Origin of the sequence: Dysgonomonas sp. UBA7710 (assembly GCF_002482385.1) — a bacterium.
Lineage (GTDB): Bacteria > Bacteroidota > Bacteroidia > Bacteroidales > Dysgonomonadaceae > Dysgonomonas.
Genome location: NZ_DLFW01000002.1, coordinates 616,418 through 640,212 on the forward strand (window position 1 = coordinate 616,418; position 23,795 = coordinate 640,212).

The following is a 23,795-nucleotide window of genomic DNA, read 5'->3' on the forward strand; positions in this document are numbered from 1 at the left end:
TATATGTATTTTATTTGTAATCAATACGTTGAGTTTATTGAAAGTCTTATTAATTAACTTTATTTAACTTTATTGCTTGAAATTTTTGTTGCTAACCTTCATATTTCGCAAGAATGGACAAATGAAAATGCTAGTATATCTTATACTTTTGTCTGAAGAGTGCTCTATCCGGATATATAGTTGAATAAACCAAGTTATAAACATATATCCTGCTTATTTGGAATTATCTTTGTGTAATGTAAGGTAATACAAATTTTGGGCGTTGAATAAAAAAGTCTGTCTGATATGAGAAACGACATATGTCAAAGCTGTGGTATGCCGATGGCAGCAGCAGAGCATTTTGGTACAAATGGAGATAAAAGTCCGAATGAAGATTTTTGTTGTTTTTGCTTCCAGAATGGAAAATATACCGATGATTTCAGTTTTGATGAATTTGTCAAGGATTCTTTGCAATATTATGACGAAGCCGAAAAACTAGATGGCCGTACTCTTACGCTGGATGAGGTGAGCTTGAAAACAACTGTAAAACTGCCCGGTTTAAAGCGCTGGCAATCTCATCAGTTTACACATCTGGAATATTACAAATCGGTAAATAAGGCTGTAGACTATATAAATGATAATTTGTCCAGGGTTATTAACCTGTCTGATTTAGCAAGGGTAACCGGTATTTCTGATTTTCATTTTCACCGGATATTTAAGGCTGTGATGAATGAGAGTCCCGGCGATTATGTACAGCGTTTGCGATTAGAAAAGGCTGCGTTTAAATTACATACTACACGTTTTTCTCTGGCTGATATTGCAGAACAAACAGGTTATCAAAGTCCTCAGGCATTGTCTAAAGCTTTTAAAAAGAGATATGGAATTACACCATCGGCGTATCGCATACAGCCCGACGATCTTACGGTGGGGATCAATAGCCCCGTGGAGAACCTTTTTTTGGAACCTGAAATAACTCAAATAGCATCGAAAGAAGTGTTCTACCTGCGTGTGGGAAATCCTTACAAGCAGTCAGATGCATTTCTCAAATCGTGGGATAAACTGATTAGTATTGTCGGTGTGAGTGGGATACCGGATAGAGATCATGAATATCTGTTATTGAGCCGGGATATTTCGACCATAACAAGTCCCCAAAATTGCAGGATATACACATGCATAAACGCTGAGAGTGCAATTAAACCCAAAGGGCGGTTGGGGCGGCAAACAATAGAAGGCGGCTTGTATGCGGTTTTTACTTACCGGGGAGCATATAAGTATATGGATAAGGTGTATTGTAATATTTACCGGTATTGGATACCGAAGAGTGAATATGAGCTAAGGGACAATATGTCTTTCTGCAAATTCCTGAATAGCCCCGTGCTGGTTACTGAAAGTGAATTACTGACAGAAATATATATTCCTGTCAGTAAAATTTGAGAGAAACCTCAATATTTAGAAGATACGTATCCGGTTAGCTTCTCCAATTTCTTTCTGTTTGTGTTTCCATAACGATGCTATTTTTTAGAGTTCTTTTTAGTACTTTTCTTCACATCTTTCTTCGGCTCGGGTTCCTTGTCAAAATCGACAGGATTTACTTTTCCCATCAAATCCAGTATCTTTGTCTGGCGCTTTATTATATAAGGCGACGGCTTTGCCGAGCTGAACCGGATGGGATTGGGCAATGTAGCGGCTATCAGAGCAGATTCGCCTGCAGTCAGTTTTTTCGCTGTCTTTTTGAAGTGAGCTTGTGCAACGGCTTCCGCGCCATAAATATTTTTACCCATTTCTATGGAGTTAAGATATACCTCCATGATGCGCTCTTTGCCCCAGATGGTTTCTATGAGAAATGTATAGTAGACTTCGAGTCCTTTGCGGACATAGGAACGGCCGGACCAAAGGAAAACGTTTTTTGCCGTTTGCTGGCTGATTGTGCTTGCTCCCCGTTGGCGCTTGCCCTTTTCGGCTTCGTTCATAGCCTTTTCTATCTGATCGAAATCGAATCCCGAATGGTCTAAAAATAAGTTGTCTTCAGAGGCTACTACAGCCAGTGGCAGGTATTTCGATATTTCATTGAGAGGAACCCATGTATGCCTGCAAACAACCTCCTCTCCCGAAAAGAGTTGTGTTGCATTGTTCCATATCATGAGCGGGGTGTAATACACAGGGACAAATTTGAATACGATAACCTGTAATATGCTGAATATAAACAAAAATATTACGATTCTCTTTATCCATTTAAAAATCTTTTTCAGCATATTTCTTTATATAAAAAAGGGAAGATTATATATTTTACTTTGAAACACAAAGTTAATGACAATTATTTGAGATATGCAAAAATATATGGTGTAAAAAATCGGATAAATATTGTAGTATATAGCCAGTCTCTTTATAATTCAAAAAGCCCTTTGGATTTCTCTGTCCAAAGGGCTTTTCTCTTGATTGATTAAATTAAGTTATACAACTCCCTGCGCAATCATTGCCCGGGCTACCTTCATAAACCCGGCAACATTAGCACCTTTCACGTAGTTGATATATCCTCCATCCTCTTTTCCGTATTTCAGGCTTTGAGAATGTATATTTTTCATTATCTGGTGTAGCTTCTGATCTACTTCCTCCTCTGTCCATTGCAGATGCATCGCATTCTGGCTCATTTCCAGTCCCGATGTGGCAACACCTCCGGCATTTACAGCCTTACCCGGAGCAAACAGGATTTTCTTCTCGATGAAGAAATCCACAGCTTCGGCAGTACATCCCATATTAGATACCTCGGCTATACAGGTAGCACCGTTGGCAACCAATGTTTCCGCATCTTTCAGATTCAGTTCATTCTGTATGGCGCATGGCAAAGCAATATCTACTTTCTGTTCCCATGGTTTCTTACCTGCAAAGAATTTAGAATTAGGATATTTATCAGCATATGGGGCTACAATATCGTCACCGCTGTTGCGAAGTTCGAGCATGTATTCTATTTTATCGCCGCTAACGCCATCCGGGTCATAAATATATCCGTCAGGTCCGGAAATGGTAATTACTTTAGCTCCGAGTTCTGTCGCTTTTGTGACGGCACCCCATGCTACATTGCCGAATCCCGAAACGGCAACGGTTTTTCCTTTCAGGTCTATATTTTTGGCTTTGAGCATTTCGTTCACAAAGTATAGCGCACCGAAACCTGTAGCTTCAGGACGGACTAGCGAACCTCCATATTCGAGTCCCTTGCCTGTGAAAGTCCCTGTATTTTCTCTTGCCAGCTTTTTGTACATGCCATACAAATAACCGATTTCGCGTGTGCCTACGCCGATGTCTCCGGCAGGAACATCCGTATCGGGGCCTATATTGCGCCAGAGTTCAAGCATGAAAGCCTGACAGAAACGCATAATCTCGGCATTCGACTTACCTCTCGGGCTGAAATCCGAACCTCCTTTGCCGCCACCCATAGGCAGTGTCGTCAATGCATTTTTGAAAGTTTGTTCAAATCCTAAGAATTTGAGTGAGGATAGGTTGACAGATGCATGGAACCGCAAGCCTCCCTTGTAAGGGCCGATAGCGTTATTGAATTGTACACGGTATCCCAGGTTTACCTGAATATCGCCTTTGTCGTCTACCCATGCTACACGGAATGTGAAAATCCTGTCGGGTTCCACCAGACGTTCGATAATACGGTTTTTTTCAAACTCGGGATGCTGGTTATATACATCTTCAATTGATACAAGCACTTCTTTTACAGCTTGCAGGAATTCATGCTCGCCGGGGTGTTTCGCCTCCAGCTCTGATAAAATGTTATTTATTTTCATGATTTAACTATTAAATCGGTTCTTGACTATACAAATGTATAAATAAACAACGATTTTAGGTAATATTTTGTTTTATTTTTCACATAGAAATACATGATTTAAAACATACAAAAATTAAGGAGAATCATAATTCCTGATTTTCTGTATTTAATTATTACATTTGTTGTTTTCAAAGCTAAAGTTATGACTAATATATACGAAATTGCGAATAAACTGAGAGCCGAGTCAAAGCACTTGCCGATCAATAGAATTGAACTGGAAGATGCGCTCAATACACTGATCCACAGAGTACTGTTCCCCATCTGCGATCAGGAGAAATCGAGGGAGAAAAAACTGTATTATTTTTACTCCATTCTGGTGGAAAACATTGCCGCATTGTCGGATCGCGAAACTGCGGAGTCGATGGTTGATAAATTCATATCCGGGTTACCGGAACTTCAGGATAAGCTGTATGACGAAGCGGCTGTCTACTTTGAAAATGATCCAGCCGCCAAATCGATAGAGGAAGTTATTCTTACCTATCCCGGTTTTTTCGCACAGGTCGTCTATCGTATTTCCCACGAATTTTATAAGATGAATACGCCTATTATTCCCCGGTTATTTTCCGAGTATGCTCATTCGAAAGTGGGTATAGACATAAATCCGGGAGCGGAGATAGGACGGGCCTTCTATATTGACCACGGGACAGGTATTGTGATAGGGGAGACCACGGTTATCGGTAATAATGTGAAAGTTTATCAGGGGGTTACTCTCGGAGCATTATTTGTAACCAAAGGCCTTGCCAATGAAAAACGGCATCCGACCATCGAGGATAATGTGGTTATCTATGCCGGAGCGACTATATTGGGGGGGAAAACAGTTGTTGGCCACGATTCCACAATCGGGGGTAATGCCTGGCTGACAAAAAGTGTGGTACCCTATTCGCTTGTTCAGCAGAATTCAGAGATAAAGATACACAATACACTTAATGCGGGAGAGCATATTATCGATTTCAATATATAAATCTCATCATGGGTACGAAAAATATGAAAGCATAGATCGAAGAACTATTTTGATTATCATCGATTTATTACTCCTTACATTTTATAAAAGAAATAGAAGAAAGCAGGAAATAATGCAATATTTTTCTAACTTTGCATAAGTAAGCAAAAGAGAGTAGTTAATGATATATTATAAAAAACATAATCCATTATCGCTGCTTTACTTACCAAAGTAATAAAATAGGTCTGTGGCCTTAATATCTATCATTTATATGGGAACAGGAGCGAACAGAGACACATCTACTCTGATAAAAGATACATTCAAACAGGCGATCGACAGTTTAGCAAAGGATTATAAAGGCAGTTCTCTGACCGATATCTTTATCACAGTGGATAAAGAGAGTGGGGAAGTAGCGTTTTATGACGATGAGGAAAACAAGATAGCCGAGATCGTTATTTTCAATTGGGTAGACAAAGTCGACGAATTAACAGATGAAACCATAGTTTCCGTCTTGCGTAAGGTAACCGAACGCTTGGATGAAGAAAATATGTTTGACTCTCTGGATTTGTTTAAACCGTTTTCTGTCAATTATACCGATGAAAACTTTGTTGTGATGGAAGAACTTCTGCTTATCAGTGAAGACGATGTTGTGAAAATAGACAATGACCTGATGGAAAAGTTTGATCGCGAATTCGATGAATTTCTCGATAAGTTGCTGAAAGAATAACATCTTTATATATCACCATTTTAATAACTACTTTACGCTATACAAACCTGCCGATTTTATATGGGAGCCTTGCCATTTGACAGGCTGCTAAGTAATTCGTATTAGTTTACCTGTTTCCTGAAAAAATATTACCTCAACTTATTGCATATCCCAAATATAACAGTTTACTTTGTGTTTCAAAGTGAAATGTTATGGATACAAATCTGGATGATATAAAACACATCCGTTCCATGATGGAGCGGTCGAGCAAGTTCTTGTCGTTGAGTGGAATGTCGGGCATATCGGCTGGAACATTTGCATTGATTGGCGCATTGATAGGACATCTTATTATGTCGGGGCAATTTACATTTACCAATAGTCTGCTGTATGATTTTATTATCCTTGCAGTACTTGTTCTTATTTGTGCAGGAGGCTCAGGATTATACTTCTGTATGCGTAAAGCCCAAAAGAACGGCTCGAAACTATGGATGCCTGTAACAATCCAGATACTTAAAGATTTTTCGGTGCCAATGTGTATAGGCGGATTGTTTTGTATAGTTCTTATTTTTCAGCATGCAATCCGAATGGTTGCCCCATCTATGCTTATTTTTTACGGATTGGCGCTGATAGCGGCCGGATCTCGTACCTATCGTGATATAAAGGTTTTAGGTGCCTGTGAAATCATACTGGGACTTCTGGCCGGTATATTTGTATATAATGGGTTGCTGTTCTGGACTCTTGGATTTGGTGTTTTACATATAGTATATGGTATCCTTATTTATTATAAATATGACATGAAATCTGTAAAAAACGGTTGATTATGAAAGATATTATATCAGGATTGAATAAGGTCTTCGACAGCCGTGTACGCTTGGGGATAATGTCGGTGCTGATGGTAAATGACAGCGTGGACTTCAATATGATGAAGGAGTTGCTTGATGTTACCGACGGCAATCTGGCAAGCCATCTCAAAGCATTGGAAAAAGAAAAAGTTATAGAAGTCAGGAAACAGTTTATAGGACGCAAACCTAATACTTCTTATCAGGTTACCCCCTTGGGGCGAAAGCTGTTTAAAGAACATATCGACGCGCTTGAAAAATTAATTAATCCCTTGCCGTAAATTTTTTTATTTATATACTTTGAAATTCAAAGAACTTTTATTTAAATATTAACTTAGAACTTATGAAAACAAACTTTGGAACAAATGTAGACATGCTTATCGTCAAAATCGTTGTTGTCGCTGTCCTTGTAGTGGTAATGCTACTACCTATTACTATGATTAGAAGCCTGATTGAAGAGAGGGAACAGAATCAGCAGGCAGCTCAGGACGATATTGTGAGCAAGTGGGGAGGAGCCCAGCAAGTGACAGGTCCTGTACTCGTATTGCCTTATCAGAGCGGTATAGATAAAAACGGTAATCCGCTTATCGCTTACTCTTACTACCTTCCGGATGATTTCCATGTAGACGGCAATATCACTGCGGAAGAGCGTGCACGGACATTGTTCCATACGCTGGTGTACCAGTCGGATATGAAAATCAGTGGAAAGTTTAGCCTGCCTGATTATGCGAAACTGAATATAAAAGAGGAACAGGTGAGATGGCAGGATGCTTTTGTCCTGATCGGCATTCCATACCTGCAAGGTGTAAAGAATAAGATCGAATTTAATGTAAATGGCAAATCGTTGCCCGTACAGCCCGGTGTGAAAAGTAACACACTTATCGATTCCGGTGTGACGATCGGTATGCCTGTCGATCCGTCGGTACAGAGTTATGAGTTTAGTTTCGATCTGGGGCTTAATGGTAGCGGAGGTCTTTATTTTGCTCCGATAGGTAAAGAAAATCGCATTCATCTGAAGTCGTCGTGGAGTACGGTTTCTTTCAATGGGGATTTTTTGCCTGCCGACCGTGTAATTAATAATGAGGGATTTGATGCCAGCTGGAATGTCTTCGACTACAACCGGAACTATGTGCAGATGTGGACAGGGAGTAACGATGTAATCAAAACGTCTTCTTTGGGTGTAGACTTACGGTATCCGGTAGATAAATATCAGATGACAATGCGTTCGGTGAAATATGCGATTATGTTTATTGTTCTCACATTTGTAGTATTCTTTCTTGTAGAATTACTAAGCAAGAAGCGGATTCACCCGGTGCAATATTTGCTTGTCAGTTGTGCGTTGGTGTTGTTCTATACCTTGTTACTGGCAATATCGGAGCATCTTGGCTTTGGCTTTTCTTACCTGATTTCGGGGGCGGCAACCACATTGCTGATAACGGCTTATTCCACTACCATGTTCCGCAATGTGAAACAGACGGCGATTATGGCGCTTTTCCTTACGGTGCTTTATACTTATTTGTATATTATCCTGCAACAGGAAAATATGGCTTTATTATTCGGCGCGGTCGGATTATTTGTCGCCCTTGCCATAGTGATGTATGTTCTGCGAAAGGTGAATTGGTATAAGGATGAAGAACAAGATAATGAAAGGAAAGAGATTCCTCCGGTATCTGCTTTTAATAATGAGGATAGTGATGTGAATTGAGTTTAGTCAGTCAATATTATTGAGGGCGTAAAGTGCATAAGCAATTGTGTGTCTTTATGCCCTTTTTTTGTTTACGTTGATTGAATCATTTTTATTTTTTCTCTCTGAAGATATTAAAGATATTTTATCTATACTATACGGATGTGAACCGGATTATCGGAAAGGATAAGAGGTGTTACTTTTTGCAGCTTATATTGGAATGGGAATATTCAATAGGTAAACAGAATAGAAAAAGTAACAATGGTAAAATCAGGAAAATGTGTTACATCTGTTACTTTTTAACTTTATATTGTGAATGTAGGTTAAAATTATGAAGGTTTTAAGAGGGCTGTAATTAATTAAATGATATTATCTTTGCATCCGGTTATTAAAAAAGATTAAACAAATGGATCAAGATAAAAAGTGGCATCATTCAAAAGGCTGGGCATTGATGCCGTTGGCAGTATTTTTCCTGCTGTATGTCCTTACCTTTATTTTTACAGGAGACCTTTATCAGATGCCTGTTTCGGTAGCATTTATGACGGCATCCATGGTGGCGGTCTTATATTCGAAAGGGGGGAAGCTGGCAAATCGTATCACCCAGTTTTGCCGGGGTGCAGCCAACGAAACCATTATGCTGATGGTTGTCATCTTTATTCTGGCGGGAGCATTTGCCGGTACAGCCAAGGCGATGGGTGCGGTAGATGCTACAGTGAATATGCTTCTCTATCTCTTGCCTGAGCAATCTATATTGGCAAGCGTCTTTATTGCAGCTTGTTTCATATCCATGTCTATGGGTACATCTACCGGAACTATTGCAGCTTTAGCACCTATTGCAGTAGGAGTCTCCTCTCAGGCAGGGCTCGATTTACCTATGATGCTGGGAATTGTGGTTGGCGGGGCTATGTTCGGGGACAATCTTTCTTTTATATCAGATACAACGATTGTGGCTACACGTACACAGGGTTGTCAGATGCAGGACAAATTTAAAGTAAATATCCGCATTGTATTTCCTGTTGTCATTCTGATGCTTCTGTTCTATATCTATCAGGGGCTGGAACTGACAGGCGGAGCGTCTGTTTCGGCAGAGCAGGTAGAATGGGTTAAGGTGCTGCCTTATCTGGCGGTATTGATTACAGCTTTGGTGGGGGTTAACGTGATGGTCGTGTTGGCTTTGGGGATTATTCTTTCGGGTGTGATAGGTCTTATAACAGGCGGTTTTGGCGTATGGGACTGGACTGCGGCCATGAGTCAGGGTATCGTCGTGGATATGGGAGAACTGATTATTGTATCGTTGATGGCGGGAGGTATGTTCGAACTGATACGCTTCAATGGGGGAGTCGATTGGTTGATAGGCAAGATGACACGTAATATACGGTCGAAGCGTTCCGCTGAATTTTCTATCGCCGGACTTATTTCGTTAACCAATCTTTGTACGGCGAATAATACCATCGCCCTGATTATAAGCGGGCCGATAGCAAAGAATATCAGCGATAAATTCGATTTGGATAATAGGAAGATCGCCAGCCTGCTGGATACTTTCTCTTGTTTTGTTCAAGGCTTGATACCTTACGGGGCACAATTACTTATAGCTGCAGGATTGGCTAATGTAAGTCCTATGCAGATTGTGCCTTATCTGTATTATCCTTTGCTGATAGGGCTTGCGGCAATGGCATCGATCATATTCCGTTATCCGCGGAAATATGCCGGGTAATGCCGATGGTGTAAATATCCTTATACGAGGGTAACTTCTATATCGCGTTCGCGGAGCATATCTATGATGTGAGCAGGCGCGTTGGTATCTGTAATAATATGGTGTATTTTATTTATATCACATATCTTGCAGAAGCCTCGTTTGCCGAATTTCGAAGAGTCGGTCAGTACGATTATCTTTTGTGCGGCATCTATCATTTGTTGGTTTATGCGGGCTTCACTCATGTCGCTGGTAGTCAGTCCATAATCGAGGTCGATACCATCCACGCCCAGAAACAGCTTGTTACATGACAGGCTTTCCAGTATATTTTCGGCATAGTGGCCAATGACCGACACAGAGTTCTTTCTCATATTGCCGCCCAATTGCACTATTTCAATATTCGGATTGTAGCACAGGGTCAGGGATACCTTTACCGAAGATGTGATAACGGTGATGTTATGATCGACGTTAATCTCATTTGCGAAAGTGAGCAGAGTGGTGCCGGAAGCTATGATTATTTTATCGTTAGGCTCAAGCAGACTATTGGCGGCTTTGGCAATCCTGGTCTTTTCCTCCATCTGCATCTTCTCTTTTACATCTATATGCTTATCAGTAATAATAGAACTCAGGCTGCTGGCGCTTCCGTGATTACGATAAAGCATTTTTTTGCTTTCGAGATATTTTAAATCTTTACGAATCGTAACTTCCGAGACTTCTAATTTCTCACTAAGTTCCTGAACCTTTACATATCCATCCTGCTTCAACTGTTCCAGTATGAACTTGTGTCGTTTAGCAATATTTCCCATATTTCAAATTGAAGATTACAATTACTGATTACAAAGATATAAAAATTTTTAAGAACTGAACGCTTTAAAAACTTGAAAGATTTTAGTTTCGTTTTGTATTTTATGAAGTAGATTTGGATTGTGTATTGTTTGATAGATACTGTTTCCTTGGAATGTTTTTGATTTTATAGTTTCGAAATATTTTATTTAGTTTTGAATTATATATTAATTATTGGTTTGTTGTTTAAAAAAAGTTTCGAATTTGTTTGTTTATTTAAAATACATATTTATCTTTGTGTATATTAAAGCTAAAAGTTATGAATCGAAATAATTATATAAAACAAATGGCAGACAGATCCATCGTCTGGGATTTTGTTGTTGTCGGAGGTGGCGCTACTGGTCTTGGTACAGCAATCGACGCTGCTTCTCGTGGGTTTAAGGTCGCGTTGGTAGAACAAGCTGACTTTACGAAAGCAACATCCAGCCGTAGTACAAAGCTGGTACACGGAGGTGTCCGTTACTTGGCACAAGGTGATGTAAGTCTGGTTATAGAAGCTTTGCGGGAAAGGGGACTGATGAAGCAGAATGCCCCGCATCTGGTGAAAGATCAACGATTTATTATAGGAAATTACAAGTGGTGGGAGAAGCCATTTTATACAATCGGACTAACTGTCTATGATATACTGGCCGGAAAACGCGGATTGGGCCGATCCTTGCCGATGAGTAAGAAATCTGTGGTTAAAGAAATACCTCAAATAGCAACCGGTGGGCTAAGAGGCGGGGTAGTATATCATGATGGTCAGTTCGATGATTCCCGTATGGGCATTAACCTCCTGCAAACTGCCGCGGAGCAGGGCGCTACTGTCGTAAATTATGTAAAAGTTTCGGATTTGGTGAAAAACGAAACCGGAAAGATTGCAGGGGTGAAAGTATATGACGAATTAGGTAAACAGGAATATACGCTTCAGGCGAAAGTCGTAATAAACGCGACCGGAATATTCGTCGATGACCTGATGAAGATGGATGCTCCGGAAAAAGATAATATTGTGCGTCCCAGTCAGGGAGTACATCTTGTTGTAGATAAGTCCTTTTTGGGAGGAGATACCGCAATTATGATACCGAAGACCAGCGACGGACGGGTGATGTTTGGTGTGCCATGGCATGGAAAAGTAGTTCTGGGTACTACTGATACTCCGCTGAAAGAGTTCGTGCTTGAGCCGCAGGCGTTGGAGGAAGAGATTGAATTTATTCTTAAAACGGCCGGTCAATATCTGGCAAAACAACCGAAACGAGAAGACGTCCTTTCGGTATTTGCGGGATTAAGGCCATTGGCGGCACCTAAAAAAGGAACCGACGGACAGAAAACAAAGGAAATATCGCGCAGTCATAAAATAGTTATATCAGATAGCGGGCTGATTACCATCACCGGCGGGAAGTGGACAACATACCGCGACATGGCCGAAGATGTAGTGAACAGAGCCTTGTCAATCGGAAACCTGCCTCAGAAAGAGTGTGTGACAAGGGACTTGAAAATACATGGCTATAAAGAAAATGTTGACAGGTCGAATTTTAGTTATGTATATGGCAGTGATTACGAAAAAATACAGAAGCTACAGCAAGAGAAACCCGAGCTGGCACGGAAGCTTCATCCGCGTTTCGACTATACAGGGGCGGAAGTTGTGTGGGCTGTCAGGGAGGAAATGGCTATAACAGTCGAAGATGTTTTGTCCCGAAGGTTACGGGCCACATTTCTGGATGCGCGCGCAGCCATCGATATTGCACCGGAGGTAGCTTCTATAATGGCAAAAGAAACAGGAAAGGATATGGAATGGGAGAAAGGACAGGTGCAGGAGTTCGTGGAACTTGCACAACATTATCTGCTGGTTCCGTATAATCCCGATAAGTAAAAAGACACATTTTTTTAACCTAATCAATATCAACTACATGGAAAAATATATCTTATCGTTCGATGCAGGAACTACGAGTTCAAGAGCTATAGTCTTTGACCATAAGGGTGAAATATGCTCTGTTGCACAAAAGGAATTTCCACAGATATTTCCACAAAGCGGATGGGTAGAGCACAACCCGCATGAAATATGGGCTTCGCAGGCTGCTGTAGCGGCTGAAGCAATTACTAAAATCGGCATCAACGGTACTAATATTGCAGCGATAGGAATCACCAATCAGCGTGAAACAACGATTGTATGGGACAGGGAAACGGGAGAGCCTGTCTATAATGCAATTGTGTGGCAGGATAGGCGGACATCCGAATATTGCGATAAGCTGAAAAACGAAGGACTTCTGCCTTATATTAAAGACAAGACCGGATTGATTGTAGACGCGTATTTCAGTGCAACAAAAGTGAAGTGGATACTGGATAATGTGGAAGGTGCCAGAGCAAAAGCCAAGAAAGGCCAACTGGTATTCGGCACTGTAGATACCTGGATTGTCTGGCAACTGACCAGAGGGGAAGTACATGCCACTGACGTTTCCAATGCTTCACGCACGATGCTGTACAATATTCATACGCTGGAATGGGATGATGATTTGCTGAAGCTGTTTAATATCCCTAAAAGTATGATGCCGAGAGTATATGCTTCGAGCGAAGTTTACGGACATACCAAGACCACAATCTTCGCGTCTAAAGTACCGATTGCAGGTATTGCCGGAGATCAGCAGGCTGCACTGTTCGGGCAGATGTGTGTAGATACCGGTATGGTGAAGAACACATACGGTACAGGCTGTTTTATCCTGATGAATACCGGAGAAAAACCGGTAGCATCGAAAAATAATCTGGTAACAACTATCGGATGGCAAATTGACGGAAAAACGACTTATGCGCTTGAAGGAAGTATATTTGTGGGAGGTGCTATCGTTCAGTGGTTACGCGACGGCCTTAAAATAATCAGTTCCTCTTCCGAAATAGAGCAGCTGGCTATGCAGGTACCTGACAACGGTGATGTGTATTTTGTTCCTGCCCTGACTGGTCTGGGTGCTCCATACTGGGATCAGTATGCACGCGGAACGATTGTCGGAATATCGAGGGGTACAACTGCTGCTCATATTGCACGTGCAGCACTTGAAGGTATTGCATATCAGTCGATGGATGTTATTAACGCTATGATTCTGGATGCAGGAGTTGGACTTAAAGAGCTGCGGGTAGATGGTGGTGCTGCAAAAAATGATTTGTTAATGCAATTCCAGGCAAATGTACTTGGGCAAACGGTAATTCGTCCGCAAACAACAGAAACTACAGCTTTAGGCGCAGCCTATCTGGCAGGATTGGCTGTCGGCTTCTGGGAAAATATTGAAGAAGTGAAAAAACAATGGCATGCAGATGCCAGATTTGAAGCTGATCCGAAAGTGGATATGCATCTGGCTAAGAGAAAGTGGTCTGAAGCGATATACCGTGCACAAAGCTGGATAAAATAAGGGTATATCCGCCACAATGTAAGACCAATCTAAATCTAAAATAATACGATACCATGGGAAAAGACATACTATTCGAGTTTATAGGCACAGCCATACTTATACTGTTCGGTGCTGGTGTGTGCGCGAATGTTTCCCTTAAAAAGACATTAGGAAACGGTGCAGGATGGGGGGTGATTGCTTTCGGCTGGGGATTTGCAGTGTTTGTCGGAGCATTTATTTCATCTCCGTATTCGGGAGGGCATCTGAATCCGGCACTTACTATCGGACTGGCTGTTGCCGGGAGTTTCAAAGGCAATATCGCAGGTTATATTATTGCTCAGATTCTGGGGGCAATTGTGGGGGCCAGCCTTGTATACCTTATGTATAAACCGCATTTCGATGCGGAAGAAAACCCCGATGCCAAGAAAGGAGTATTTTGCACCGGGCCTGCTATCAGAGCGTACTTCTATAATTTCATGAGCGAAGTCATAGGTACGTTCGCCCTTGTATTCGGAATCCTGATGGTCGGCGGGGCTGAAATAGCCGGGCCTTTGCCTGTATCATTATTGATAGTCGCCATCGGTATGTCATTGGGCGGAACCACAGGTTACGCCATAAACCCTGCACGTGATTTGGGGCCGCGTATAGCTCATGCCATATTGCCTATCAAAGGCAAAAGGGACAGCGATTGGGCATACTCGTGGATACCCGTTCTGGGGCCTGTCGTCGGTGCTGTCCTGGCGGCATTGCTTTATCTGGTGGTGAAATAGTCATTTCTTCTAATCTGCTAATGTGAAATCCAAAAACATATACAAATTCGAATAATCAGAGAAAAAACAAGTACTAACCCTTTCTAAATTTATTTATTATGAAAAAAAACAGTTTTTTTCGTAAGGCCCTATGCCTTACGGTAGTGATCCTTTTTACTTCGTCGTTTGCTCTCACAGCCCAGACTTACCGTTATATCAAGGGATGGCCGAAAGAGGCTAACGACCGTATAGAGAGTTTCTTAAACTCTACAATAACAATGAAAGAACGTAAAGTGGCCATCTTTGATTGTGATGGTACATTGTTTGGCCAGGTTCCTTACTATCTTGCCGATGAAGCTCTTTATTCATATGCAAAGAAAACATATGGTAACAGGACGGATAAGGAAGCAAAAGATAAAATGGCTATAGTAGACGATATGCTTCATGGAAAAGACAATGTAGGTATAGCCTACGTACAGAAACGTGTGAAGTTTTTCGCAGGACTTTCCCCAGAAGAGATATCCAATATCGGTAACGATTGTTACCATGAAAAATTTCAGGGTAAATTCTATCCCGAAATGAAAGAATTTCTTGCTAATCTGGAAGAATACGGCATCGAGATCTGGGTGCTGACCGCTTCTCCCGAATACTTGTATCAACGTTTTGTGAATGAGCAGCTGGGTATTCCGGTAGATCGCATTATCGGCGTAAAATCGGCTGTAAGAGACGGTAAAACGACAGATGAACTGGTGTTGCCTACTCCTCAGGACTGGGGGAAAGCCGAAACAATCCATACATTTATCAAGGCTCGTCCGATAATTGTTGGAGGTAACAGTCGCGGAGATATGGAAATGATGGATGAATCGGTTGGCCTTAAGCTGATGGTTAATCCTGACAATGTAAAAATAGAAAAAGAGCATGCCGGCAAGATGGAGGGCATGACCGTAAAACAATACTGGGACAAAGATTCTAACGCCGTAATCGTATATTGCAATGACGTACCTGAAGGAAACCATACGTATGTAACTCAGGAATGGGGAACGAAGGCAAATAAAACCAATAAAAAGCAATAATTATGTTTACCCGTAGATTGAGTGTTGCTTTAGCTTCGTTGTTGCTGGGATTTATATCTTTGTCGGCTCAGTCGGTAGACGTAAAGGTCGGAGATGAAACAATAAAAATTACTCCTATGGGGCGTTTCTACTTTGATGGGGCTATGTACCTTGACGATGAAACCGATTTGGGTAATGGCGTGGCATTGACAGACCTTCGTCTGGGTCTGAAAGCAAAATACAAGATGTTCGATATAAAGGCGGATATTGGGTTTGCAGGGGGGAAGATAGGTCCGAAGGATATTTTCCTGCAATACAATCTGGGAAAATCGTCATATATTCGTGGAGGTCACTTTGCCGAACCTTTCGGTATCGACCATATGGAAAGTTCTGCAAATATTAAGTTCATCACGGCTAATGCCACTTCCTTTGCCTTCTCACCGGGAAGAAAAGTAGGGGTGGAATATATAGGATGGAATAAATATATGTGGATAGGTGGCGGTGTTTTTGGGGATGGGGATGCGATGAGCAACTCTGTAGAAGGCGATGATGGTTATGCCGTGACAGGGCGTTGGGTATTCAATCCTATCCGTCAGGAAGGAAAGATATTTCATATTGGTTTGGCCGGGTCTTATCGCAAGGCTGATGCCAGCGGATACGATGCTGATGGCAATCAGAAACCAAAGACAATAGGCTATAGTAGTTCATTGATTACCAATGTTGAAAAGCGTAAATTCTTAAATGCACCTATTACTAATGCCGATTTTCAGGCAAAATATGCGGTTGAGTTGATCGGAGCTTATGGCCCGGTACATCTTCAGGCAGAGTATTTCCACAGCAATGTGGAACGAAAAGACGATCTTCCGGCCTATAAGGCTAGTGGTGCATATGCCCAGATTGGCTTTCTGGCGATAGGCGGTAATTATACATATTCTTCGTCGTGGGCAAGAATGGGGACTCCTAAGCCTAAATCACTGGAATTGGCGTTGAGGTATAACTATACAGACCTTAATGATAAAAATTCAGGGATTAACGGTGGACGGATGAGTGACTGGACGTTTGCTGCCAATTATTACCTGAATAAGTATATAATGTTCAGGCTCGATTATTCGAATGTTTCTTTGGGAAACAATAATCCTCTTGCCGCAGGTGAAAATATAAATGCGATACAAGCCAGACTACAAGTAGTCTTCTAGCCTTAATAGTTGTAAAGAGAAGCGGGAGAGCATTTTGATGCCCTCCCGCTTTGTTTTTTGCAATATCAGGATTATTTCTTTACAGAAAATTTGAATATTGTTTCACTCTGATATTTTTCTCCCGGACGGAGTGTAGTTGTCGGCCAGTCTTTTTTGTTAGGAGTATCAGGATATTTCTGAGTCTCAAGACATACGGCTGTGCGATGTTGGTAAACAATTCCCTTTTTCCCTTTATCTGTGCCTTCCATGAAGTTACCTGCATAGAACTGCATTCCCGGCTCGGTGGTATATACGTCTAATACGATACCAGTTTTAGGAGATTCCAATGTAGCAGCAACTTTGTTGATGTCACCTCCTGTATTTAATACCCAGTTGTGGTCGTATCCTTTACCGTTTACCAGTTGAATAAAAGATGCGTCGTCGATTCTTGAACCGATAGCAGTCGGTGTGCGGAAGTCCATTGGTGTACCTTCTACGGTAAGGATTTCGCCGGTAGTCATGAATGTAGAATCAATTGGAGTATATTGATCTGCATGCAATGTCAGCAGCCAGTCTGTATTTTTAGAAGTTGGGTCGCCATCCATATTGAAATATGAATGGTTAGTCAGATTCACTACAGTCGGTTTGTCTGTTTCGGCTTCATATTTTATCTGAAGAGCGTTGTCGTCGCCAAGAATATAGGTTACTTTTACATTCAGGTTGCCGGGGAAGCCTTCTTCTCCGTCTTTCGATAGATAGGTTAGTTCCAATACATTGTCGGCCGCAAGTTTAGCATCGAAAATTACGGTGTGGAATCCTTTGTCGCCACCATGCAGAGTGTGTCCGAAGTTATTCTTTGGTAAATCATATTTTACATCATCGATTTGGAATGTACCATTTCCGATACGGTTACCGTAACGTCCGATAATAGCACCATAGTTAGATGGTACATTGATGTAATCCTGAATAGAGTCGAATCCCAATACGACATCTTTCTTGTTTCCGTCTTTATCCGGAACCATAATAGAAACGATACGGCCTCCGAGGTTTGTTATACAAACTTCCATTCCTCCGGGATTTGTAAGTACGTACAAATCTGTTTTCTTTCCATTGACTTCCGTTTCAAAGTTCTTTTTATCCAAGCCTGATTCCGTAAGTTTTCCTACAGGGGCTTTTTCATTACATCCTACAAAAAGCAGGCTGGCAGCGATTGCTGCAAAAAACATTCTTTTCATAATTTACTTTTATTTTAATGAGTTAATTTCTACACCTTCATTTGTAATCACTACGGGCTTGATATAACCGTTTTCGTCAAAGTGCATTTCGTCTATGCACGTTACGCGATGATTTCCATCTGTTTCTGTCAGCGGGCGACGGTGATATACGATATAGTATTTATCTGATTTGGGTTCGTGGATCACAGAGTGATGTCCTGCACCCCTGCCAATATTCGGATCTTGTTGCAGTATTTTACCTATACGTTTGAATGGTCCGAACGGACTATCGGCAATGGCGTATGCCACACTATAATCGGGACCGGTCCATCCGCCTTCCGACCACATAAAATAATATTTACCGTCTTTGATAAACATAAACGGGCCTTCTACATAGTTTTCGGGAGTTACTTCCTTATACATCGTCCCGTCTTCGAATGGGACAATACCGGTAAAGTCATCCTTTAATTTGGCAACATTACAATGTTTCCATCCTCCATAATATATATAATAACTACCGTCTTTATCTTTAAAGACAAATTGGTCGATAGGCTGCGCTCCATTATAGAACTTGTCGATAAGGGGTTTCCCGATATAATCTTTAAAAGGGCCTTCGGGTTTATCAGCAACGGCGATTCCTATACCTCCGTATTCGTTATCATTCTGAATATCATTTCCGCCAAAGAGCAGGAAATATTTGTTATCCTTTTTGATTATGGCCGGAGCCCATAAAGCTCTTTTAACCCATTTTACGGCTGATGTGTCAATTATGCGTTCGTGTTTAGTCCAATTAACCAAATCGGAAGATGAGAATGCGTCCATAAAGACCTGCTCATCGTACGGAGCGGAGTAAGTTGGATAAATCCAATATTGGTTGTCGAAAATAATACCTTCCGGGTCGGCGTACCATCCTTCAAATATCGGATTCCCGGATGTTTCTTTAACACTTTGGGTTGATTGCTTGTTTTGGGCACAAGCTTGCATTGCAAGAATACTTACAATGATTAGGAGTAAATTGTTTTTCATTGAAAAAATCACTTTTTTGTTAATGACCTATAAAAATAGGAATAATTTCAAATTAAAATGTTCTATTTTTGAATATTTTGATTTTTGTTGTTAATAAACTATCTTTGCTAGAGTGCTCGAATAAAAGAAAAGGTTCTCCGTCTCATAGAATATTAATTGTAATTATAAATAACTACAGATCAATGAAGAAGTCCCTATATAACTTCGATGAGGTTTTAGATATTGTAAATGCTCGAATCACCCGGATAAATTATAAGAATAAGCCACAGTCACTTTTTGACCCTATAACTTATATCCTTTCTCTGGGTGGGAAACGGGTTCGCCCTGCTTTGGCCCTTATGTCATATAATTTATATAAAGAGGATGTGGAACGGGTTATCCCTATAGCGCTGGCTATAGAGGTATTTCACAATTTTACTCTTCTGCATGACGATCTTATGGACAGGGCCGGTATGCGCAGAGGTAAACCGACGGTTCATATTAAATGGAATGATAATACGGCCGTACTGTCGGGTGATGCAATGCTTATTGAGGCATATAAGGAAATAGCAAAAACAGAACCGGAGCAATTGCCTCGTGTGTTGGACCTGTTTTCTGAAACCGCAACAGAAATATGTTGTGGGCAACAATACGATATGGAGTTTGAACAACGGTTGGATGTTACCATTCCGGAATATCTGGAAATGATACGGCTGAAGACAGCAGTATTGTTAGGTTGTGCCTTAAAGGAAGGAGCTATTGTGGCAGGCGCTTCGGATGCAGATGCGGACAATCTGTATGATTTCGGGATAAATGTCGGTCTGGGATTTCAGTTGAGGGACGATTTGCTCGATGTATACGGAAACAGTGAAAGTTTCGGTAAGAAAATTGGCGGCGACATACTTTGTAATAAGAAGACATTCCTGTTAATTACGGCATTAACCGAGCCATTGACCAGAAAAGAGTTGCTGACATGGATAGATAAAACGGATTTTGAGGAAAATAAAAAAATAGAAGCAGTAACTAAGATATATGATAAGCTTGACTTGAAAACAAAGTCTGAAAATCTTATCAGTGAGTATTATGAGAAAGCAGTAGGCTGTCTGGATAAAGTCAGTATAAGTGATGATAGAAAGACAGAATTGCATAAATTAGCGAAAAATCTGACGTCCCGAATATCTTGAATTTTTAAATTTTAACCCTTAACTACTATGCCGTATCGTCGTTTGCCAAATACAGATAATGCACGAATAAAGGCGTTGAAAGCAGCAATTGAAAAGCATAATTCCCTTTTCGGGCAAGGTGTTATATCTCTTGATATCCGCAGAATGGAACTGATGCTGCGTAATTTTGAAAATGCACAGCTTCGTTACCGTGATAGCCTTGAGACGCAGGCTGCATCGAATAGGAAATTTCAGAAACTGGTGAAGAATGCCAGACTGTATATATCGCATTTTATACAGGTTATGAATTTGTGCGTTATCCGTAACGAAATAAAAAAAGAGCAGAAGCAACTTTATAATATCGATCCGGATAATTTCACGGTACCCGATTTAACGAGTAATGATGCATTACTATATTGGGGAGATAGTCTTATGAAGGGAGAGCAAGCCAGATTGGGGCAAGGAGGGGCTCCTATTTACAATCCTACTATTGCGAGGGTAAACGTAGCCTTTTCGCAATTTAAGGATGCCTATTTTAATCAAAAAACATATCAGAATACAACTTCACGCCAGTTGGACGTACTTGGTGAACAAAGGGAAGATATAGATAATGTCTTGTCTACGTTATGGAACCAGATAGAATCGGCTTTTGCAAATCTTCCAGCTAAAGAACGTTTAGAAAGATGTAAGGAATACGGGGTTGTGTATTATCTGAGAAAAGACGAAAAAGAGAAAGAAAATCGTGAAAATAATTGATACTCATTCACATATTTATTCCGAAGAATTTGATAACGATATCGAAGAAGTGATTCTGAGAGCAAAACAAGTGGGGGTAGAAAGTATTCTGCTTCCAAATGTAGATGTGGATTCAATAGTGCGTCTGCATAGTATAGCCGACAGATATACAGATTATTGCATTCCTATGATGGGGCTGCATCCTACAAGTATAGGTGAGGACTGGCTTTTTCAATTAGAAATTATTAAACAACAATTTTCGAAACGTTCCTATATCGCTATTGGTGAAATAGGGCTGGATCTCTATTGGGATAGGACATATGAGAAAGAACAGAGACAGGCCTTTGAAGAGCAGCTTCGCTGGAGTATAGAATATGATTTACCGGTAGCAATACATTCACGCGATGCTATATTGGAGTGTGTAGAATGTATTAAGAATGTAGGCCCTGAAAAGTTGAGAGGGGTATTCCATAGTTTTGGCGGAAGTGAGAACGAGCTAACTGAAATACTTGGATTAGAAAACTTTTTATTGGGAATTAACGGAGTTGTTACATTCAAGAATTCCACTCTGTCGGCTGTTCTGAAGCAGACCGATTTGTCAAAAATAATCGTTGAGACCGATTCTCCTTATCTGGCTCCCGTACCTTATCGGGGTAGGAGAAATGAGTCGTCGTATACAATAAAGGTTGCAGAAAAACTGGCTGAAATATTCGGCCTCAGTTTAAACGAAGTAGGAGAAATAACAACAGAAAATGCAATAAAACTGTTCGGATTGAAAAAATAATTCTATCTTTGCACCCGCTACAACCAAAAAAAAGGAAAGGTGCTCGAGTGGTTGAAGAGGCACGCCTGGAAAGCGTGTATACCCCTAAAGGGTATCGAGAGTTCGAATCTCTTCCTTTCCGCAATAAAAAAATTCGAACAGAATTGCTCGGATTATAATAATAACGATTAGAACTTTATGATAGATCTTAATTTGGGCATAATTATATTTCTAACCTCATTTTGCGTCTCATCCGTAGGTTCAATTTGGTACTTCTCATAGAGTTCTTTCGCTTTACTATTTATTAATGGTATGATTTCTTCTTGGAGAGATTCTACGTTATTTTTTAGGAATAGAATTTTTTCAGACAAGCCTTGTAAACCACCTGATGTATTAACACTCTCTTCAATCCTTTCTTTAATGATTAAGTCGCAATATTCAGCTAATTCATTCTTTAAGTTTTCCATATTTATTTTTTTACTCAAATATACAAAATTATATATTCCCTCTCTTCTCTACCAACTAAATATTCCCGACACATCCCGATTACCTTTAATATTTCCGGCTATCGATTCAAAGAACTCGGCTAAGATTGTCATACTATCCGGTGCATCGTCATGAGCGTTTCCACCTTAGAAGTAAGCCATTTAATAAACCACCAATAATCAGAACCTTTTTCGTACTCTGATTCAGCTAAGAAATGACAATGTGCTTTTATCCAACCCGATTTCATAAGGATTCGGGTTTCTTTGTTCTTGGTGGTTGGACGAGCTTCAATAAGACACCTGTTGTAACTATCATTCTCTTTGACTAAGCGTCTGACATCATTAGAGAATATCTTACCGTCGTTATTGGATTCGATGCGCATACGATCGGGTGAAATATCGATAATCATCTGAGCCAATCGAGGAACGGTTATCTCAACAGCATCTTTGGTGAATAGTACATCAGTGATAAATAGCTGGTCTCCGAATACACTGGCAAAAGGTGAACTGAAATCGTCATTACCTTCATCGGCCACATCGGTAGCTCCGATCTTACCATCAGGCACACGCCCTTCGATATCCGATCTCTTAAATCGTTTGAGCTCAGATTTAGGGAATAACAAGCCCTTAGCTTCGATAGGCTCTTGCATATACTCAGCCATCCAGATGCTGTCTTCTATTTCTTTACGTAGCTCGTGATAGTATTCGGTCGTATATACATCTTCACAGAAAGATTTATCGTTTTCATCAAGTGCCGCAATACGGATGATCTCGTCGTAGTACTTACCCTCTCTTGATTCTTCTAGGCGTCCGAGAACATCAGTTGCACTCCAACGAGTACCGATTCGATAGAACAGCAATTACCCTCTATACGCGAATCGTGCGTACCTTGTTTCCAGTTCCAGGTCTTTTCTTTGTTATTGTCCGACAAAGCATCTTCGAGTGATTTATACAAGTCGTCAGTCATTGCAAGCATGGAAGCTCCGAACCCGATAACAGTACCGCCAACACCAGCACCGAAATAAGACACCTGTCTTGCTCTCTCTATACTCCAACCATGTACGTTTGTTTATCTCCTTTGAGCCTGATCTCCGGGAATATCTCGCTGAACTTGCGAGAGCGGACAATATCCCTTGTATCATATGATAGTTTATTATATAATGGATCGGCACAACAGTTACGCAGAACTGATTATTCGGGGGAATGGCCGAATATCCAACTGATGAAAAGTGACGAAATGTAAGACTTTCCGGCGCAAGGTGGCATACTCACAGCCAGTCGATAAATCATATTGTTAGAGAAAGCCATATAAACACGCATAAATGCTGCAGCGACTTTCTTTAAGAAGTGACGCTTAGCAAAAAACGAAGGGTCCATATATAAGCAATAAGCCCAGAAATCGCTCCGGGCCTCTCGCTTTCGCAGTATGATGGCCGCTTTAGCTTTTCTTATGAGTATCTCTCTGTCACTCAGTTTTGCCATCTATAATGTTTTGCAAGTCTTCGTCTGATAAGTTTTTGAGCTTGCTCTTAATGCCAATCTCTCCGGAAAGTTTGTTCTCTTGTCGGTTCTTCCAGTTGTCGGGATC

The 23,795-nt window shown here is 40.9% G+C and carries 24 protein-coding genes and 1 tRNA gene; 16 read left to right on the forward strand and 9 right to left on the reverse strand.

Features of this window, described 5'->3' with window-relative positions:
* Positions 1-285: 285 nt before the first annotated feature.
* Positions 286-1,413, forward strand: coding sequence for a GyrI-like domain-containing protein (locus B3317_RS02850; protein ID WP_291108428.1), 1,128 nt, complete (start codon positions 286-288; stop codon positions 1,411-1,413).
* A 77-nt stretch (positions 1,414-1,490) separates the two neighbouring features.
* Here B3317_RS02850 and mtgA read toward each other — a convergent pair whose 3' ends face one another.
* Positions 1,491-2,231, reverse strand: coding sequence for a monofunctional biosynthetic peptidoglycan transglycosylase (mtgA, locus tag B3317_RS02855; RefSeq protein ID WP_291108430.1), 741 nt, complete (start codon positions 2,229-2,231; stop codon positions 1,491-1,493).
* Positions 2,232-2,429: 198 nt separating this feature from the next.
* Positions 2,430-3,767 (reverse strand): NADP-specific glutamate dehydrogenase, encoded by a 1,338-nt coding sequence (gdhA, locus tag B3317_RS02860; RefSeq protein WP_291108433.1) that lies wholly within the window; start codon positions 3,765-3,767, stop codon positions 2,430-2,432.
* Between the two features lie 183 nt (positions 3,768-3,950).
* On the opposite strand from gdhA, the gene epsC reads away from it, so the two are divergent.
* The 6 genes from epsC (at position 3,951) to B3317_RS02890 (ending at position 9,691) form a co-directional block, all read left to right on the forward strand.
* A complete protein-coding gene (gene epsC, locus B3317_RS02865; RefSeq protein ID WP_291108435.1) occupies positions 3,951-4,769 on the forward strand; it encodes a serine O-acetyltransferase EpsC in 819 nt (272 codons plus the stop codon).
* 226 nt (positions 4,770-4,995) lie between these two features.
* Positions 4,996-5,475 (forward strand): hypothetical protein, encoded by a 480-nt coding sequence (locus B3317_RS02870; RefSeq protein ID WP_291108437.1) that lies wholly within the window; start codon positions 4,996-4,998, stop codon positions 5,473-5,475.
* Between the two features lie 191 nt (positions 5,476-5,666).
* Positions 5,667-6,272 carry a hypothetical protein gene (locus B3317_RS02875; protein WP_291108439.1) on the forward strand — a complete coding sequence of 202 codons (606 nt, stop codon included), beginning with the start codon at positions 5,667-5,669 and terminating at the stop codon, positions 6,270-6,272.
* A gap of 2 nt (positions 6,273-6,274) precedes the next feature.
* Positions 6,275-6,574, forward strand: a complete 300-nt coding sequence (locus tag B3317_RS02880) for a winged helix-turn-helix domain-containing protein (protein WP_291108441.1) — start codon at positions 6,275-6,277, stop codon at positions 6,572-6,574.
* A gap of 62 nt (positions 6,575-6,636) precedes the next feature.
* Positions 6,637-7,998 carry a cell envelope integrity protein CreD gene (gene creD, locus B3317_RS02885; RefSeq protein WP_291108443.1) on the forward strand — a complete coding sequence of 454 codons (1,362 nt, stop codon included), beginning with the start codon at positions 6,637-6,639 and terminating at the stop codon, positions 7,996-7,998.
* Positions 7,999-8,383: 385 nt separating this feature from the next.
* Entirely contained in the window at positions 8,384-9,691 is a 1,308-nt protein-coding gene (locus B3317_RS02890) for a Na+/H+ antiporter NhaC family protein (protein WP_291108445.1), read from the forward strand.
* Positions 9,692-9,711: 20 nt separating this feature from the next.
* Here B3317_RS02890 and B3317_RS02895 read toward each other — a convergent pair whose 3' ends face one another.
* On the reverse strand, positions 9,712-10,476 hold the full coding sequence (locus tag B3317_RS02895; protein ID WP_291108447.1) for a DeoR/GlpR family DNA-binding transcription regulator: 765 nt from the start codon (positions 10,474-10,476) through the stop codon (positions 9,712-9,714).
* Positions 10,477-10,772: 296 nt separating this feature from the next.
* Between B3317_RS02895 and B3317_RS02900 the strand changes: the two genes are divergently transcribed.
* From B3317_RS02900 to B3317_RS02920, 5 genes are all read left to right on the forward strand, one after another.
* Positions 10,773-12,362 carry a glycerol-3-phosphate dehydrogenase/oxidase gene (locus tag B3317_RS02900; RefSeq protein WP_291108449.1) on the forward strand — a complete coding sequence of 530 codons (1,590 nt, stop codon included), beginning with the start codon at positions 10,773-10,775 and terminating at the stop codon, positions 12,360-12,362.
* 37 nt (positions 12,363-12,399) lie between these two features.
* Positions 12,400-13,887, forward strand: coding sequence for a glycerol kinase GlpK (gene glpK / locus B3317_RS02905; RefSeq protein WP_291108451.1), 1,488 nt, complete (start codon positions 12,400-12,402; stop codon positions 13,885-13,887).
* A gap of 53 nt (positions 13,888-13,940) precedes the next feature.
* The gene (locus tag B3317_RS02910; RefSeq protein WP_291108453.1) at positions 13,941-14,636 is read left to right on the forward strand and encodes an MIP/aquaporin family protein; all 696 of its coding nucleotides are present in this window, start codon (positions 13,941-13,943) and stop codon (positions 14,634-14,636) included.
* 98 nt (positions 14,637-14,734) lie between these two features.
* A complete protein-coding gene (locus tag B3317_RS02915; protein WP_291108454.1) occupies positions 14,735-15,688 on the forward strand; it encodes an HAD family hydrolase in 954 nt (317 codons plus the stop codon).
* Between the two features lie 2 nt (positions 15,689-15,690).
* Positions 15,691-16,863 carry an OprO/OprP family phosphate-selective porin gene (locus B3317_RS02920; protein WP_291108455.1) on the forward strand — a complete coding sequence of 391 codons (1,173 nt, stop codon included), beginning with the start codon at positions 15,691-15,693 and terminating at the stop codon, positions 16,861-16,863.
* 71 nt (positions 16,864-16,934) lie between these two features.
* On the opposite strand, the gene B3317_RS02925 is transcribed toward B3317_RS02920, so the two are convergent.
* Positions 16,935-18,077, reverse strand: coding sequence for an aldose epimerase family protein (locus B3317_RS02925; protein WP_414647423.1), 1,143 nt, complete (start codon positions 18,075-18,077; stop codon positions 16,935-16,937).
* Between the two features lie 9 nt (positions 18,078-18,086).
* A complete protein-coding gene (locus B3317_RS02930) occupies positions 18,087-19,082 on the reverse strand; it encodes a glycoside hydrolase family 43 protein (protein WP_414647425.1) in 996 nt (331 codons plus the stop codon).
* A 182-nt stretch (positions 19,083-19,264) separates the two neighbouring features.
* On the opposite strand from B3317_RS02930, the gene B3317_RS02935 reads away from it, so the two are divergent.
* The 4 genes from B3317_RS02935 (at position 19,265) to B3317_RS02950 (ending at position 21,864) form a co-directional block, all read left to right on the forward strand.
* A complete protein-coding gene (locus B3317_RS02935; RefSeq protein WP_291108456.1) occupies positions 19,265-20,245 on the forward strand; it encodes a polyprenyl synthetase family protein in 981 nt (326 codons plus the stop codon).
* A 27-nt stretch (positions 20,246-20,272) separates the two neighbouring features.
* Complete coding sequence (locus B3317_RS02940; protein WP_291108457.1) at positions 20,273-20,980, forward strand: hypothetical protein; 708 nt, start codon at positions 20,273-20,275, stop codon at positions 20,978-20,980.
* Positions 20,967-21,743, forward strand: coding sequence for a TatD family hydrolase (locus tag B3317_RS02945; protein ID WP_291108458.1), 777 nt, complete (start codon positions 20,967-20,969; stop codon positions 21,741-21,743). The genes B3317_RS02940 and B3317_RS02945 overlap by 14 nt, the downstream gene beginning before the upstream one ends.
* Positions 21,744-21,776: 33 nt before the next feature.
* A tRNA-Ser gene (locus tag B3317_RS02950) sits at positions 21,777-21,864 on the forward strand.
* A gap of 46 nt (positions 21,865-21,910) precedes the next feature.
* Here the strand turns inward: B3317_RS02950 and B3317_RS02955 are convergent.
* From B3317_RS02955 to B3317_RS02970, 4 genes are all read right to left on the reverse strand, one after another.
* Positions 21,911-22,189 carry a hypothetical protein gene (locus B3317_RS02955; RefSeq protein WP_291108459.1) on the reverse strand — a complete coding sequence of 93 codons (279 nt, stop codon included), beginning with the start codon at positions 22,187-22,189 and terminating at the stop codon, positions 21,911-21,913.
* A 128-nt stretch (positions 22,190-22,317) separates the two neighbouring features.
* Positions 22,318-23,067 carry a hypothetical protein gene (locus tag B3317_RS02960; RefSeq protein WP_291108460.1) on the reverse strand — a complete coding sequence of 250 codons (750 nt, stop codon included), beginning with the start codon at positions 23,065-23,067 and terminating at the stop codon, positions 22,318-22,320.
* A complete protein-coding gene (locus B3317_RS02965; protein ID WP_291108461.1) occupies positions 23,010-23,237 on the reverse strand; it encodes a hypothetical protein in 228 nt (75 codons plus the stop codon). The genes B3317_RS02960 and B3317_RS02965 overlap by 58 nt, the downstream gene beginning before the upstream one ends.
* A 161-nt stretch (positions 23,238-23,398) precedes the next feature.
* On the reverse strand, positions 23,399-23,689 hold the full coding sequence (locus B3317_RS02970) for a hypothetical protein (protein WP_291108462.1): 291 nt from the start codon (positions 23,687-23,689) through the stop codon (positions 23,399-23,401).
* Positions 23,690-23,795 lie beyond the last annotated feature (106 nt).